Annotated in this window: 11 protein-coding genes and 2 pseudogenes; 1 reads left to right on the top strand and 12 read right to left on the bottom strand. The window is 35.0% G+C overall.

Translation table 11 applies throughout. The annotated features are described in order from the left end of the window. Window positions 1-79 precede the first annotated feature (79 nt). The 10 genes and pseudogenes from DWX96_RS01430 to DWX96_RS01390 form a co-directional block, all read right to left on the bottom strand. Window positions 80-3,091: an AAA domain-containing protein gene (locus DWX96_RS01430; RefSeq protein ID WP_118056539.1), complete on the bottom strand. Its 3,012-nt coding sequence runs from the start codon at window positions 3,089-3,091 to the stop codon at window positions 80-82. Window positions 3,092-3,249: 158 nt separating this feature from the next. Then, a complete protein-coding gene (locus DWX96_RS01425; RefSeq protein ID WP_118056540.1) occupies window positions 3,250-4,743 on the bottom strand; it encodes a DNA/RNA helicase domain-containing protein in 1,494 nt (497 codons plus the stop codon). Between the two features lie 250 nt (window positions 4,744-4,993). Further along, window positions 4,994-6,157, bottom strand: a complete 1,164-nt coding sequence (locus DWX96_RS01420) for a DUF3800 domain-containing protein (RefSeq protein WP_118056541.1) — start codon at window positions 6,155-6,157, stop codon at window positions 4,994-4,996. A gap of 177 nt (window positions 6,158-6,334) precedes the next feature. Then, window positions 6,335-8,287 (bottom strand): DUF3732 domain-containing protein, encoded by a 1,953-nt coding sequence (locus DWX96_RS01415; protein ID WP_118056542.1) that lies wholly within the window; start codon window positions 8,285-8,287, stop codon window positions 6,335-6,337. 1 nt (window position 8,288) lies between these two features. Beyond that, window positions 8,289-8,777: a three component ABC system middle component gene (locus DWX96_RS01410; protein ID WP_118056543.1), complete on the bottom strand. Its 489-nt coding sequence runs from the start codon at window positions 8,775-8,777 to the stop codon at window positions 8,289-8,291. Beyond that, complete coding sequence (locus DWX96_RS01405) at window positions 8,770-9,975, bottom strand: ABC-three component system protein (protein ID WP_118056544.1); 1,206 nt, start codon at window positions 9,973-9,975, stop codon at window positions 8,770-8,772. The genes DWX96_RS01410 and DWX96_RS01405 overlap by 8 nt, the downstream gene beginning before the upstream one ends. 301 nt (window positions 9,976-10,276) lie before the next feature. Then, a complete protein-coding gene (locus DWX96_RS01400) occupies window positions 10,277-11,023 on the bottom strand; it encodes a nucleoside phosphorylase (RefSeq protein ID WP_118056545.1) in 747 nt (248 codons plus the stop codon). Between the two features lie 27 nt (window positions 11,024-11,050). After that, window positions 11,051-11,542 (bottom strand): GNAT family N-acetyltransferase, encoded by a 492-nt coding sequence (locus DWX96_RS01395; RefSeq protein WP_117841274.1) that lies wholly within the window; start codon window positions 11,540-11,542, stop codon window positions 11,051-11,053. Between the two features lie 433 nt (window positions 11,543-11,975). Beyond that, a pseudogene (locus DWX96_RS14470) lies at window positions 11,976-12,071 on the bottom strand (IS200/IS605 family transposase); the annotation flags it as partial. Between the two features lie 384 nt (window positions 12,072-12,455). Continuing rightward, window positions 12,456-12,809 (bottom strand): hypothetical protein, encoded by a 354-nt coding sequence (locus tag DWX96_RS01390; protein WP_118056546.1) that lies wholly within the window; start codon window positions 12,807-12,809, stop codon window positions 12,456-12,458. A gap of 23 nt (window positions 12,810-12,832) precedes the next feature. On the opposite strand from DWX96_RS01390, the pseudogene DWX96_RS14860 reads away from it, so the two are divergent. After that, a pseudogene (locus DWX96_RS14860) lies at window positions 12,833-13,219 on the top strand (plasmid mobilization protein); the annotation flags it as partial. On the opposite strand, the gene DWX96_RS14210 reads toward DWX96_RS14860, so the two are convergent. Together DWX96_RS14210 and DWX96_RS01380 are read right to left on the bottom strand one after the other, a co-directional pair. Further along, window positions 13,176-14,003: a hypothetical protein gene (locus tag DWX96_RS14210; RefSeq protein WP_158561800.1), complete on the bottom strand. Its 828-nt coding sequence runs from the start codon at window positions 14,001-14,003 to the stop codon at window positions 13,176-13,178. The pseudogene DWX96_RS14860 and the gene DWX96_RS14210 sit on opposite strands and share 44 nt — an antisense overlap. A 181-nt stretch (window positions 14,004-14,184) precedes the next feature. Beyond that, window positions 14,185-15,612 carry a glycoside hydrolase family 1 protein gene (locus DWX96_RS01380; RefSeq protein WP_118056547.1) on the bottom strand — a complete coding sequence of 476 codons (1,428 nt, stop codon included), beginning with the start codon at window positions 15,610-15,612 and terminating at the stop codon, window positions 14,185-14,187. Window positions 15,613-15,658 lie beyond the last annotated feature (46 nt).

The following is a 15,658-nucleotide window of genomic DNA, read 5'->3' as shown; positions in this document are numbered from 1 at the left end:
TCCGTTTCATTTATAACAGTGTTATATAACACTGTTATAAATATAATTAGTTTTGTGGGAGATGTCAAGGGTTTTTTCGTTACCTTACACTCTTAAAATACTGTATCAGTATATTCTTAATGTAATTATACCTTCTGGCATAAGAATTTTCCACCCGGATTAACTCAAATCCATGTGCCCGGCAAATTGCATTTTTCTTCTCGTCTCTCGCCCGTACAATGGCATTTTCTTTATGTTCTTTTCCGTCTAACTCAATGGCGAGTATCGGCATGTCCTGTCCCCGGTATCCTTTTTCATATACCACAAAGTCAAATCTTCCGGTATAAAAAAGGTCGTCATAGGATTCATTTTCCTGAAATACGTGTGCAATGCTGACTTCTCTCTGCACAACGCAGCGGTTATTTGTATTCAGCACATTATCTAGTGCATGATTTAATGTGGTTAAAAATGCAGCCTCTGTCTGCGTGCTGTACGGCTTGATTCCCAATGCCCTGGAAGAGGTCTCTCTTGCTGTCACCTGCGCCTCACCGTTGGTCTGGACATAATCTACCAGCTCATAAATATCATCATCCCCAGCGGAATGCAGACGCTTCAGTTCCTTGATATCCGACAATATTACCAACTGGTCTTTTGCCCGGGAGGTTGCCACATTAATCAGTTCTTTATTATTTTTCAGCCAGTCATAAGTTCCCTGATAAGTCTGCTGGGTGATTGCCAGCGAAAAAAGCACAACATCTTTTTCATCTCCCTGAAATGCATGAACCGTTCCGCAGGGAATATTTTCCATCCCATTGTCTTTCAACGCCTTGTTAATCAGCTCTTTCTGATTGGTAAACGGAGTAATGATACCAATACTCTTATCCGGATGTTCTTTGATAAACGAAATAATCTCTTCCACTTCCTGCGGCGCTGTATTCTTATAGTTGGTGGTATTTGCTGGAATATTCTTAAAAATCAGCGGATTAGCTTCTTTATCCGGACTGTTGATAATCAGCTTGTTGTTATAATATTTTTTATTATTAAATGAAATAATTTTCTTATTGCAGCGGTAATGGTGGCTGAGCAGAATTTCCTCGCTGACTGCATCACATGCCAGATAGGTCTTATAAATGGAATTCTTTATATAATCATACTCATCTGTCACTCCATAAATCCGCTTAAGCTTCTCATTATCTATGGAATTCAGCAGAATTACCGGGCTCAACTGCTGCGGGTCACCTACTAACATAAGACTTCTGCCCCGGATAATCGGCACTAATGACATGGCAATATTTCCCTGGCTTGCCTCATCCATGATGACCATATCAAAATAAGTTCCCGGCTCACCAATCTTATGTGCCGATATGGATGTAGTTGCAATAATCGGGAAAATTCTCTGGAACTTCTTCAAATTTTCTTCCTGACGGATATAGGTATTAAACTGCTTGACTTTCTTTTCCTCATCCGGACAGTTTACAATCTCCATTAAATCCTGATTTTTCGGTTCCTTCAGACGCTGGATATATTTTGCAGACGTATAGTAGAGATATTTCTTAAACAGCTCCTCATCTTCCACTACAAGTTTCAATGCTTCTTCATCTGTAATCTCACCAATTTCTGCTAATTTTTTCCGTACCTCCTGAAGCTGAACACCCTGCAATTCTGTCTGAAAGGTCAGATGCTGATTAGTCTCTATCATTTTAAGAATCGCTTCTTCCCGCTCCTTTAATTCGATTCTCTCTTCATGCCTCTGTAAAAGCTTGGTCAGCTTCTCCGTCCTTCTCGTCTTATCGTCCTTGTTCTTCTCAAGGGTACTGTCAAATATGGAAATATCCTTTGTCCGCTTATACAAATCCCGAATATCATCCAGTGCCTGCAGCACACATTTATCATTCCCAAGGCGGATAATTGGAAATGGTATCATCCCCTTATTCCGATAAGGAATGGACTTTAATTTATCGCACACTCCATCAATGGGATGATTGTTATAAGACGCAAATAAGACCGTTTTCTCGTTAAAGAAAGCAGTCACCATAGTATTTACGATGGTATTTGTTTTGCCGGTTCCCGGCGGTCCCTGGATATATGCCAGCGGATATTTCATGGCATTATGAATTGCCAGAAGCTGATCCAGATTGATTTTCCGATCTAAAAGTGTTATCGGATAATTTTTTCTCCGGTCTACCTGTTTTAACAGTTCTCCGAAAAATGCTTTTATCGGAATGGTCACTTCATCTTTTTCATACATTTTATGAATTGCTTCATACTCCTGATGAAGATCCACCAGCAAATCCCTGCCGACTGCAATTACATATGGCATATCATCTACACCGTTTATCTGGGGATTGGACTTCGTTATTTTATCTTTTATCAGCTCCTGATTCTTTTCAAAATCATTTAAAAGTTCATAGTCATCTGCATCTAGGAATTTCCTTATTCCGAATTTTGCTTCCGGCTTATTCTTCTCCAACGCAAACTCCATACAGACGGTTATTTCTTCATCCTGCCTTAGGGTTCTCTTCAACACATCCAACCGCAGCTTTCTGTACGCCAGCACATAAATCCCCTTCGGCGTGTGTATACTTAATACATTTATTGCAAGCTGCTTCATTTTCTTGTTGGATGCAGCATCCTTTGCTCCATATTGGAACTTCGATACAATCTGCTTAAACTGCTCCGGTGCGAGCTTATAAGCTCCCTGCCATTCACCATCCAGATGCTCAATGAGTGCATAATCTGTTTTGTAAGGTACAGAATCCATTTTATTGCAGTCAACAAGATAATTGAGCACCTTCAGATTTGCAATATTATCAAAGATTCTCCGGTATTTTCCCTGGTTATATGTAATATCATCTATCAGCTCCTGCTTTGTTTCAAAATAAGAGCCTTCTATTACTGCCGATGACAGTATGGAATCAATATAAATGTAAAGGCTCATTGTGGTATACTGCCCCAAATGCAGTCCCATTACATGCATGGATTTCCGGATAGGGTCTATCTCCATAATTCCAATCCAATATTTTGTTACTTCATCTTTTCCGTTTCTGTACTCTATACTGAGCCATTTTCTCTCATGAATGGCCCGGAAGATATCTCTGCAAATTGTGTTCATGGTTTATAATTGTTTTTCCATTCCCTCTTCTGAATATGATTTTATCCACCCGCATCGTACTGCATCTGAAACTGTATATTTCACCCGTTCACTTTCTCCCTCACCAGACGTTTTCATAATAAAAAACTCTAGGTATTGTATCAACTGTTATTCTCAACCTAATTTTCAAATTGCAATTTAACACTTAAAATTTTTTCAAACAATTCTTCATTATCAATTATTAGAATACACAATTTTTCTCTTGCGCGAGAAACTCCCTGATACCATAGTTTATAAAATATATAGTCAGGATTCGGATGCTTCTTACCTTGCAATCTTCCTTCTGCTGTATATCGAAAATTTCTATCCATAGAAAAAATTACATTATCAAATTCTTGTCCAATTATATGGTGTGTATTAACATAATCTCTAAATTGATCTATATCCGACCTAATCCTTGAAGGTGTATATGATATAAACTTATAGTTTTTATCATTTACATAATGCCTTACTATTTCTTTTGCGGTTTCATAATTATCTGCATATAATACTTCTATATTGCTATAATCAATATATCGTTTGGGTTTATTTTTCAAATCAATAACATTTTTTATAAAAGATACTATCTCCGCATTCGTTCTGATTTTATCAGACAATTTATTTTCAACAAATTCCTCTTGTTGTTTTAATTGTTCTGGAATATTACGGTTTTGTTCCGTATATGAAAGAACCTGAAAAAAATCATACGAAAATATGCATTTGATTCCTTTTTCTTTAAAAGCTTTTATTAAACAATCAAAATCAATTTGATACAATCTTTGTGACTCATCAATTAAAACACATTCATAATTTGATACTACATCCTCATTACAATCCCTTACTGAAATAATATCAAATTTCTTCTGTCTAGACTTTAGTTCAATATGTCCTTGTGAAAGAATACCTGAATGTATAATACATACTTTCATTTCATCCCCTAAAGTTCTGGCTATATCATAAAGCAATAAAGTTTTTCCTGTTCCTGCAGTTCCACAAATTCCCCATATCTTTTGTTCTCCGCTTCTAATACCATTAATAATTTTATTCTTAATTTCTTCTTGTTGAGCAGTCAAATAATAACTTTCATGTAAAAATTTCACCGGCATATTTATTGGTGAGATTAAATAATCCTTTGCTGTAAATAACTTTTCTATATTATTTTGAATGCACCTTTTGCTACACTTTATCAATTTTACTATATTATCAATACTTACTTTCTCCAAGTTATTACCATCATATAAGTATACTTTTTGATGTTTTATATAACAAAAAGTATATATTTTTCTATTTAAATGAGAAAGATAATATCTATTTTTCTTTAACTGATATTCAATCCTTTCACTTTCTATCTCCCGACTTTTTAATTCAATATTTACAACCGGTCCGTCTTCATATATTTTTAGTAAATCAAATTCCTTAGAAATTTGAGGAATAGCAAAACCATAAAAGAAATTATCCAAATCAGACATTTCTAATCCTTTTAATGATAGTGCCTTTACAAAATCCATTAAAGTTTCAATTTCATCCTTTTTAACCCTTTTTTCCTTATAACACTCAGCCATCGAATTTTTATATTCACAAAAATTCTGTAAATTTCTTCCCAAACACAGTATTGCTAAATTAATTGCTTTCATTTCATAAACTCTCCTTTATCTACAATTTACTTCAAACAATATTATCATATGTTTTACCATATCCTTTTTTCTCCATGCAAACTAACAATTAGTATTAAATTTTCGCACTTCGAGCAAATTACATATATTGAAAGTCTTTTATTTTTCTTGGTTCTGTAATAAGAAAATCTGCAACATGTCTACTTTTCAAATTCATCCACTGAAATTTTCAATACCCTTCCTTTTTTCTATTGCAAAGGCATTCATACTATCAAGACTCCCTATTTAATCTACTTTTCCTTTCTACCTTTACCATTTCAAAAAATCTATCAAGTGTTCCTATCGCATCACATGGACCAATCGAACATAAAAACCCAGAATTTTCCCTGTTTGCCTCCGTACGCAACTTATCAATCAATAAAATATTATCAATCTGAAGCTTTGCCAAACTTTCAACGTCTTTTCTACGCTGATTTACACTTGTGGAATTTATATATTTAAACATTTTCCCTAAAATTCCAGCTATAACATCTGATAGCTGAACGAATACATCAGTCTCAGATTTCACAAACTCAAAATTATCTGCCATATTATCCCCCATTGCTATCTGTTTTTTTACCATGTCCTGCACTGTCGTTTCCTCATCAAATATATGCTTTGACTTCTGATATTTTCGGATAGGGTCAATATAGAATTCTACATAATTATCCTGCATAACATAATCATCATTTTCATGTAAAAATATTAATTCATCTAACTCGGCAGCCCTAGCAAGCATTCCAGCAAGAAATTTTTCCTCTTCTCTCATTTCTCTCCTTCTCCCAAGCAGAAACAGTAAGTCATTGCAAAATGATCCTATCTCTTCCTTCTGTATATTTGGATACTTATATTTAAACATCAATGCTTGTAATGTATCTGCTTTTCCTTCAAACATGTAATAAAATACACTCTTCAACTTAAAATAGTCATATCCAAATTCACTTATTTCATCAAATTCTACAATAGAATCGAATATTTCAACAAGTGTATAAAATAAATTGTTCACATTAGTGTAATGAATATAAAAGGGCGATTTATCTATCCATGATAAAGTTTCAAATAATCGTCTTTCCTTCACGCATTGCAAAAAATTACCTTTGGCATATAAGTTTTTAAACTTAATCTCCTCTACATTCGCTTGCAACATTAAAGGTTTTCGGAATGTTTCTATCGAAGCTTCTACTTTTTCTTCCTCTTTTCTAACTAATCCTCCCAGCACAAAATCAGCTTTGTAATCGCTATTAAACTGTTGCTTGCTATCATCAATCCAAAACTTTCTACAATTATTACTTTCATCATAATAGAAGACATACTTTTTTTGATTGTTAATTCTCCACATATCACACAATTCCTGTTGCATAGAAACAAATGGATCTATATCTTCTTCTTTTGCCATGGAACAAGCACCTCCAACCAAAAAAATTATTTAATTATTTTTTCTGCTTTTTAATCATTTATGTATTATTCACGCACTTTCAAAGTATATTGTAAATTTACAACTTTATTTTTCTGTTTCAATCAAAATTTTTAAATATACATTATTTATTTTCTCCCAACTCTACTACTTCAAGCTTTATTGAATCCACTCTGCAGGAATCAGTTTTTCACCATTTCTCCATACGCAAACTTCATTGACCCCTTTCACATCACCATATATTGACGCATCAGCATGTTCTAATACAAGAATCTGCATATTGTTGTTAACATTTGCTATACTCTGGGTCATAGTTATAAATATACTTTTCACAGCCTCTCTATCCAAATCTTTCCACTCCCTAACTTGGCTATCATCTGTTGCACCATGTGGAAAATACACCTGACTTGGTTGATCGAATACAACAAAATTAGGTACAGAAGACTGAAAAGTAGAAAAAAACTCTTGCAATCCAAGTATAGTGGAAACATGATAAGCTAACCAATTTGAACCACTACCAATTTCCCATAAATAATCTTTTCTATCATCTTCTCCATCTATCTCTATTGTCAAATTTTTATAATCTAATCTAAACGGATTATCTGGACGTTCTGTATCCATCAACTTCAATAATTCCATCTGTTTTTCTGATATCTTTGTAATTGCATTTTCAATTTTTCTTTTAATTACAACTTCATCTGCAATCTTTTTCAATTTATCAATTCTTTCCCTAAGCTTTAATATCTCTCCATTCAACTCACCATCAGCCTCCAAAGATGCTATAGTTTGGCTCGCATATTCGATTTTCCCTAAAAATCTTGATATACCATCCAATGTGTATCTATTTGGATTATGTTCATCAGCCTCTCTTAAATGTTTATTTTCCTCAATTCTAATTCTTCTTTGAGCCGCAGCAAGCTCATCAGTCAATTTTTGAATCTGTCCCTTTACCATATCATATTCTCTTTCAAATGCTGCCGGAATTTCTTCCATCTGTTTCTTTTTCTTCCTATTATCTTCTAGCCTGCTTAAATACATATTTCTTTGAATATTATCAGAACACTTTTGTTGACATATAGGACATATATGTTCCCTTTTTGCTCTTTCATCCAACCATTCTGTAATATTTAATCTCTCAACTTGTATTGAAAGTGCATCTCTATACTCAGATACACTTTTCATCAGTTGCGTCATTTCAATATAGCGATTTTTATATTTTGTAAGTTCTATGGCAAGTTCATTTTCTTTTTCTCTTAACTTCACCATTTCCTCTGAACTCTTTATTATTGCATTACCTCTGATTACTTTTTCTTCCGTATTATCTTTTACAAGTTCTTGAAGCAACCTCATTTGTGCTTCAAATCTCATATTTTTACTATTTTCTTCTAATAACCCTAATTCAACTGCAACTGAAATCCATGCTTTAATTTCATTTTCCCATTGAATAGTTAATTCACATATTTTTTTATAATCGCGCTCTCTCTTCTTTAATTTTCTCTGTAAATCCATCAATTCCTGACGTGCCGACAAAACCTCTGGAGTAACAGCCCCTAACACATACGGAAATATATTTATTAGTTTATTTCTATGCTCTGTCTTATCCGTTTTATAAAACAATATATTTGCATTTGCCACCACATTCTGAGGTTGAAAGCAGAACGACATCAAATCGCGAAACGCCGGTCTACTACTATAATAATTATCTTCTGTTTCTAAAAAACTCAGCTTTGCATACTCATCTAAAAATCTCTTTACTACTTGGCAATTTGAATTTTTCTCTGGTATATCAGGTATTTCGATTTTTTCACCTTGAATAAGCATCATATCGCTTGTTGACTTTTGTGCACCTGGTTCTCTCCTCGCCAATAAGACTTTATTCTTCTCAAGTTTTACAACTACACCAAACCAGCTACATGCATCCCTTATTGTCTGCGTGGGAATATAACATTCTCCACTTGCCAAACAATAATCTATTATAGGTATAATCGCTGATTTGCCAGTTCTCGAATCACCCGAAATTACATTAACTGAATTTTCATTTAACGCAATCTCTTTATATGCGTATTTTTGATTTTTAGGCCACAATAAAAGTTTTTCTATTTGAAATTGCATTCTAAAACCTCACTTTCAAAATTTCTTCAATCTGCATTAAATCCATTTCTGCACACCATTGCCCTATTTTTTCAGCATTTTTACCCATTTTTAAAATATTAGCAGATTCCTTGTTTCGTTTTCTCAATTCCAGTGGAAAAAATGTGTTATTTTCTATATCCATAGAAATCAATCCAGCTTTTATCGCTTCTGCTATTGACATTGCTGTTATATCTTTCATATTTTGTATATCATTATGAAGATTGCTAATTAAGTCATTTTTCAAAACATCTTTTTTCATAAATTTGTCAGACATAATGCGCATTCCAGACACCTTGTTTGTAGACTTAATCTGCTCTGCAATATCCTCTTTCATTGTCATCGGCAACACAATAAATAGTTCTTCAAGTGGTACTGCTTCATTCTTTTCTGAAAAATATCCTAATATAAAGTTCCACAAAAGGTATGCACCCAACATGGGATTTCGCACATTATCATATTCATCAAACATTTTTATCATCTTCTTTCAATTTTTGCTCATAATTTGGATGCCATCCAATTTGTTGCTGATCTGCCAATTCATGATAACAGCCATTCTTAAAGCTCCTTGGAATCACCATTATTCCCATATTTACATCTTCATCTTGGCACTTATAATATAAATATTTACCTCTTCTAGACTCTTCCCATTCATCCTTATCCAACTCTATAATATTTCTTTTTGTCTTCCAACGCTCTTCTAATTCTTTGTAATAGTCCTGTAATATTTCTTCATTTATATCCCCATTTACAGCCCACATTGTTCTATTTGTAAAAGCTTTCAAGTAATCATTTATTGCTACTAACTGTGCATCATAATCTAAATTAATTATCTGAAGTTGTCTAATATATGTCTTGCATTCATTTTGCTGCAATTCTATTTCTGCCTTTGTTGGACCTGGAGCCAATTCAATCAAAGCTTTATTTTGATTAATCAATGTTTGTGTTAATGTCAGCTCTTTATTAAACCTTTCTTTAGCTATTTGCATAACTTGTCCACTCTCAATCTGCAATGCTGTCGTTTTATCAATCCAGCCTAACATTTTATCAAAAACTAATTGTTGTATATCTGATGGCAAATAAGTCTTTGCTCTAAATTCATCATATATTTTATCGGTGTGCCCCTCACCTATTACAACTAATTTGAATTTCTCAATAATATCCAATGCATACTTCTTGTTTTCCTCTGCCAAAAATGTCATTATATAATTATTAATAGAATCATTTTGCTTAATATATTCTCCACTTTTTCCTATAAATTCTCCTCTTATCTTTTTGTATTCCACTTCTGCTTCTTTTTCATTACGTGCTTGATTTAACCATGTAACGATATTTCCACTTTTATTCACATTAATAACCAATGTAAATAATGTAAAACCTATAGGCAGTTCATTTTCCTTAAGTGCAAGAAGCCAATTATACAAGGTTTTCCACAAATCAATAGCCCTGTCTGAAACAGGATTTCTATTTGACAATGCACTTTTTGTTTGTATAGCTGTTTTTTCTTTTCCATTTTCAATACCTATATCATCGAATTTTTCGACACTTACCACGCTGTTAATTTCACAATTTAATAATTCAAATAACATCTGACGCACCTGCAATCCATAACCATATAATTTATCCGGTACATGTGTATTTGCGATAGAAATTTTTGTTTCATCCGACACGTTTATCACCTCTCTCACTTATAGTACTGTCTTTAATAATTACTCTATTATTTTTGCAAATTTTAAATACAAAAAAGTCCACAAAAAAACCAACACCTTAAGCATTGTCTCTTTTGTGAACTTCTAATTTTTTTCTTATTATAATATCTGCGCTCATTTCTCATAACTCACTCTCCCAAATATGATATAGATATTATGCGACTATTTTTTACAAATTGCAACCCTTTTATTGACAAATTGTCTGATTTTTCTATCTATAAATAATATTTTACTACTGGATTCATCAATAAATATCAACGTGTCAAATTCTCTTGGCAAGTTCAATTGCGATATATAATTTGTCCACGTTATGGTTTGCTGCCGCCAGTCCAGTTGCATCATAAATTGCCCGGTCCAGCACATCGCCTGTAACCAGAAAATTATATAAATCCCAACCATAAAAATCACAGACTGCCTGAACTCCAGCCAGTTCCATCTCCACGGCAATACATCCTTCCTTTTTCCTTGCATCAAGCTTCGCTTTCGTTTCCCGATATATTGCATCCGTTGTCCAGACTTTTCCTGCCACATTAGGAAGTCCTAAATTATCAAATATGAATTTCACAATCTGATAATTTCTAATTTTCATATAATTTGATGGTTCTGCATAGTGATAACTCATTCCTTCTTCCCGGTAACTTTCTATTGGAATAACAAACTTTCCTGTTGTCTTGTCACTATCCAGCGAACCTGCTAAACCAAACATAATAAACCTGCTTGCGTCCGTCAGCCAATTTGCATCTATCACATCACTCCCTGCCATTGAAGAACCTATATGGCTTAAGTATGCCGCAATTTTCATATTATCTATTTCAAAAACATATACCTTTGTAATTCCATTGCAACACTTTATTGTACCAGCCTGCTCATGTGCATATGTTTTCAGTATATAGTCAAATATCTGCTCTGAAAAAACAATAATACACTTATCACACAACTGCCTTTTCTCCCCATAAAAATCCTTCGGTCTAATTATTGCCTCTGAATTATCAAATGCCTCTGTTATCATTTTTCTGGCTCCTTAGGTCACTCTGCCTCATGATTTTTTACAAGTTTTTGTATACTCAACTAAAGTCATTTTTTCGTTTATAACTGTTTCATCGCCGACTCTGACAAATCCACATTTTTCATATAAATAGCAATTTTTTTCTTCTTGCTTAATAGTATCTAACCGCCATTCTATTGTATCAGAAGAATACATTTCAAATAATCGTTCTATTACAGCACTTGCTATTCCTTTATTTTGAAATTGCGGAATAACAAAAATAGGGGAAATCCATTTTACATTTCTCCCATTATGCCATTTAACTCTTACACCACCTACTCTCTTACCATTAAACAAAATAAAATAGAAATCCGAATTGTCTTCAATTATCTTCTGTGTTATTTTTTCAAGACTTTCTTTTGCCGGGCTTGTAATATCATCCCGATATTTTTCATATAACGCTATAAATGCTTCTACCTGCAATTTACGCAAACCTTCTGCTTCTCCACTTGTTATGAGTTCCAATTCTATTACATCATTCATTTTTTATCTCTCCTTCTTGTAAACCTATTTCCAACAGTTCTTTACAAATGCTCTTTCACCTACAAAACCTGCCACCGGCAGCTCCTTCCAGATGCCTGGTAGCATAAAAAAAATCGCACTAAACCCTCAAAGTCCAGTGCGATATTTCCAATCTAAGATATAAAATGTGTTAAATCATCTCTTATATTCTGGTTTTATGCACTAGACTAAAAGACCTACACGCCATAAACTAATGCACTAACCTTGCATATTTATAGCTGTGTACGTCCGTAATACATGTACATATAACGTCTTGAATATAAGTTCTGATTCATGTGTATGTTCTCCTTTTTTTGTTGGTAAATATACCATTATTGGCAATTCATGTCAACAATAGGCAACAATATATTTTTAAATATTATTTCACCATACTCTGTTTTTCTTCCATGCATACTACTCTGCTGTATAGATATGACTTCTTGTATTTGGGCACAAATACAATATAATACTTACAATTCCACTTTGTATGTGCCAAACTATTAACATTCATTTATGATAGTCTCCTTTGTCTTTAATATAGTTGGCAAACCTATACTTAGTATAACATTGGCGATTTTTTATTGTAAGTTAAAACGTTTGTTGGCACACCTGCACAGCTGATGATTCAATTATATCTTATACGAATAAACCAGTCTCACTTTTACATAAGAGACTGGTTTAAAGTCTTAACATATACTCTAATACATCTACATTTTAAATTCTGCGAAATTACCACTATATCCTACTTTTGTAATTTTTCTTTTAAATTCATTTCTGCGTTCAACTGAATCATATTCTTCAAGATACCACCTACTCGCTCTCATTTTTTTCGATTTTCTAAGTCTATCACATATTTCCTTAACATATGGCATATCTACATCTGAATACGATAAACCTACTGAATATCTGCTTTTTCGATATCTTCAAAAAATTCTTTTTCATGAAATATATTTTGATTCGTATCGTTTATTAATCCCGTTTTAGCAATATGAATAGCATTTCTTATGTTTTCATCATTATAAAGTAAATTATGCTCTTTTAAATTTAATAATTTTTCCTCATATCCAATAATCAGTTTACTATAATCCTTGCCAATTGAAACCATATCCTTACGTTTTTGCTCTTCATAATTTATCTCTCTTATCCCATGTATATGACAGATATTATGTTTGCATACCCCATATATCCTTTCAAGCGTTTCAGAATAATCAAATATGGCTTGCGGGTGCTTAACTGTACCTGCTGTCACCCCACTATGAAAGGAGCTTTACCATGAGCAATCAACACAAACATCCAACTATAAGTTTTAGAATCAGCGATGCTGAACGCAAATAAATCGAAGCCCGCATTCTTGCCAGTGGCATGATGAAGAAAGATTACTTTGTCCGTTCCTGCATCTATAACCGCATCTGCGTTGTCGGCAAGAAAGAAACTATATATCCTCTTGTGCAGACTGTTAATGCATTATATCTGCAATTACTTGAAATACAGAAAGCATTTACTAATTGCTGTAATCAACAAAATTTAAGCAATCTTCCTACCAATGATGAAATTAAGGAACTACAGACCGACTATAACAATATGCTTACAGCTATCATTGATCTGCTTGATGGTGCTAAGTATCTTTGGGAAGGAGAACACCATGAAACAAAATCGCCGCATCTTCATCTTCTCCTGATATCAGCTCAGCAATACATTTATTCAGTATCGTTGCGATCTCAAGTCTTTCCTTTATCTTGCCCTCTCTGCTTATCAGCTGATACATTTCCTGATTCAGCTCCGTCATCGTCACGATAAACATAATGATCATGGAGATACCAACAGAAAACTCGATCAGCGACATTCCATACCAGAATGCCTGCACAGCTGCCGCCACTGCCGGAAGTACAACGCATGACAGCATAGAGAACAGGAGCTTCCGACTGACTCTCTTTTTGTACTGGAACAGAAGCGTAAGATCAATGAGCAAGCCTGCTGCCGGAAGAAGAATTGACATAATATATAACGATGCCCGATGATAACAATTATCCCCATCTATGTAATAATACCAGTGAGTAAACTGCGAGATCACCACAAAAGCAGCCCCTGCGGCAGCAATAACATATCCGGCTTTTACTCTTTTTAATGTTCTCCGCTCTTTCTTCGAAAACAGATAAACACACACATAAATGTGAAAACACAGCAGGAATACGTCACTTAAAAGGAATACGAGAAAACTCGAAATACAGACCATCACACTGCCCGGAACTCCGGGATATCCGCTGAAAATATGTGCCATGGCATCCATCAGCAATAACAGGGAAGCAAAACTCTCCATCAGGATAAGATACCGACGCTTTTCCCTGTCATAATTACTGCTCAGAAATATACATAATGCAACTATGGCACAAAATACACATCCCCATATAAGTATCGCTACCTGCAGTACTTTTTCATCCGGCATAAAAAACACTCATCACATTCGTCACTTACAATAAGTATTACACTTTACCGTGTAAAAGTCAACCTTCCCAAAAAATCCCGGAGTACATTGTCATACTCCAGGATTTTATCGTCAACCGGATAAAAGCAACCGCATTCGCTACATAATTCTACACCAGATAACTGCTTCGCAGTTGATTCAGTTAAAACTCTTCCCCGCAGGATTCAATCACTTTTTTGTACCAGTAAAAAGAATCTTTGCGGATTCTGGAAAAGTCTCCGGTCCCGTCATCATTTTTATTTACATAGATAAGACCATAACGCTTCTTGAATTCTCCGGTGGAGGCACTGACAAGATCTGTACAGCCCCAGCAGGTGTAGCCGATCAGATCTACTCCGTCATGGATTGCTTCCTTCATCTGCTCTATATGGCGGCGCATATATTCAATACGGTAATCATCGTGAATCTTTCCATCCTCTGTCAGCTGATCCACCGCCCCAAGACCATTTTCCACGATCATGATTGGAATCTGATAGCGGTCATAGATCTGGTTCAGAACATAGCGAAGACCAGTTGCATCGATCTGCCAGCCCCAGTCGGAAGCTTTCAGATATGGATTTTTCAGATTGTCACTTCCATTTCCGGCCGTTTTCTCTCCGTCCTTTGTCACGCTGACACAGCTACTGGAATAATAGCTGATGGTGAAAAAGTCCACCGTACCCTTCTTGAGGATCTCTTTATCCTCCTGAAGAACCTCCAGCTGGATTCCGTGCTCCTCAAAGTATCTCGCTGCAAATCCCGGATAATATCCTCTTACATGAACATCACCGGCAATGGAATTGTGGATCTGCCCAAACTGCTGTGCATATAAGATATCATCCGGATGGCAGGTATATGGATAACCATTGTGATAAGCAAGCATACAGCCAAGCATAAACTCCGGATTGATCTCATGAGCCATGGAAACTGCAAGTGCACTTGCTACCAGCTGGTGATGCATTGCCTGATAACGGCTCTGCTCACATACATCCTTCGGGTCCAGCATTCCTGCACAGAATACCGCACCAAAGTCCTGCGTCAGCATATTGATCTCATTAAAAGTCAGCCAATATTTTACCTTACCTTTATATCTCTCAAATAAGACCTTTGCAAATCGAAGATAGAAATCGATCATCTTACGGTTTTTCCATCCGCCATACTCCAGAGAAAGATGAAGGGGATTCTCATAATGAGAGATCGTTATCAGCGGCTCAATGTTATATTTTCTCAACTCATCGATCACATTGTCGTAGAACTTAAGGCCTTTCTCATTTGGAGTTTCCTCATCCCCATTTGGGAACACTCTGGACCAGGAAATAGAAAAACGATATACCTTAAATCCCATCTCTGCAAAAAGAGCAATATCCTCTTTCCAGTGATGATAAAAATCAGTTGCCTGGTGATTGGGATAAAATTCTTCCGGTAACGGTGCCGGCGGTGTAAGACGACGTTCCTTATCCACACTTCCTCCTGTCAGGACATCTGCAATGGACGGGCCTCTGCCATCCTCATCCCAACCGCCTTCATACTGGTTTGCAGCAGTTGCTCCGCCCCAGAGAAATTTTTCCGGCATACGGTTATAATTTTTCATTTTTTAATTTTCTCCTTTTTACAAACATCAGGCGGATCTGTTATCT

It is taken from the genome of Roseburia sp. AF22-2LB (genome assembly GCF_003461125.1).
Lineage (GTDB): Bacteria > Bacillota > Clostridia > Lachnospirales > Lachnospiraceae > Roseburia_C > Roseburia_C amylophila.
The sequence above is the reverse complement of the archived record's forward strand: the minus strand, read 5'-3'. Positions and strand labels throughout refer to the sequence as shown.

What these genes read in the sequence shown, in the direction of transcription:
- DWX96_RS01410 (WP_118056543.1), bottom strand. Translation starts at nt 8,777, where the DNA reads ATGTTTGATGAATATGATAATGTGCGAAATCCCATGTTGGGTGCATAC.
- DWX96_RS01425 (WP_118056540.1), bottom strand. Translation starts at nt 4,743, where the DNA reads ATGAAAGCAATTAATTTAGCAATACTGTGTTTGGGAAGAAATTTACAG.
- DWX96_RS01415 (WP_118056542.1), bottom strand. Translation starts at nt 8,287, where the DNA reads ATGCAATTTCAAATAGAAAAACTTTTATTGTGGCCTAAAAATCAAAAA.
- DWX96_RS01380 (WP_118056547.1), bottom strand. Translation starts at nt 15,612, where the DNA reads ATGAAAAATTATAACCGTATGCCGGAAAAATTTCTCTGGGGCGGAGCA.
- DWX96_RS01420 (WP_118056541.1), bottom strand. Translation starts at nt 6,157, where the DNA reads ATGGCAAAAGAAGAAGATATAGATCCATTTGTTTCTATGCAACAGGAA.
- DWX96_RS01395 (WP_117841274.1), bottom strand. Translation starts at nt 11,542, where the DNA reads ATGAATGATGTAATAGAATTGGAACTCATAACAAGTGGAGAAGCAGAA.
- DWX96_RS01430 (WP_118056539.1), bottom strand. Translation starts at nt 3,091, where the DNA reads ATGAACACAATTTGCAGAGATATCTTCCGGGCCATTCATGAGAGAAAA.
- DWX96_RS01400 (WP_118056545.1), bottom strand. Translation starts at nt 11,023, where the DNA reads ATGATAACAGAGGCATTTGATAATTCAGAGGCAATAATTAGACCGAAG.
- DWX96_RS14210 (WP_158561800.1), bottom strand. Translation starts at nt 14,003, where the DNA reads ATGCCGGATGAAAAAGTACTGCAGGTAGCGATACTTATATGGGGATGT.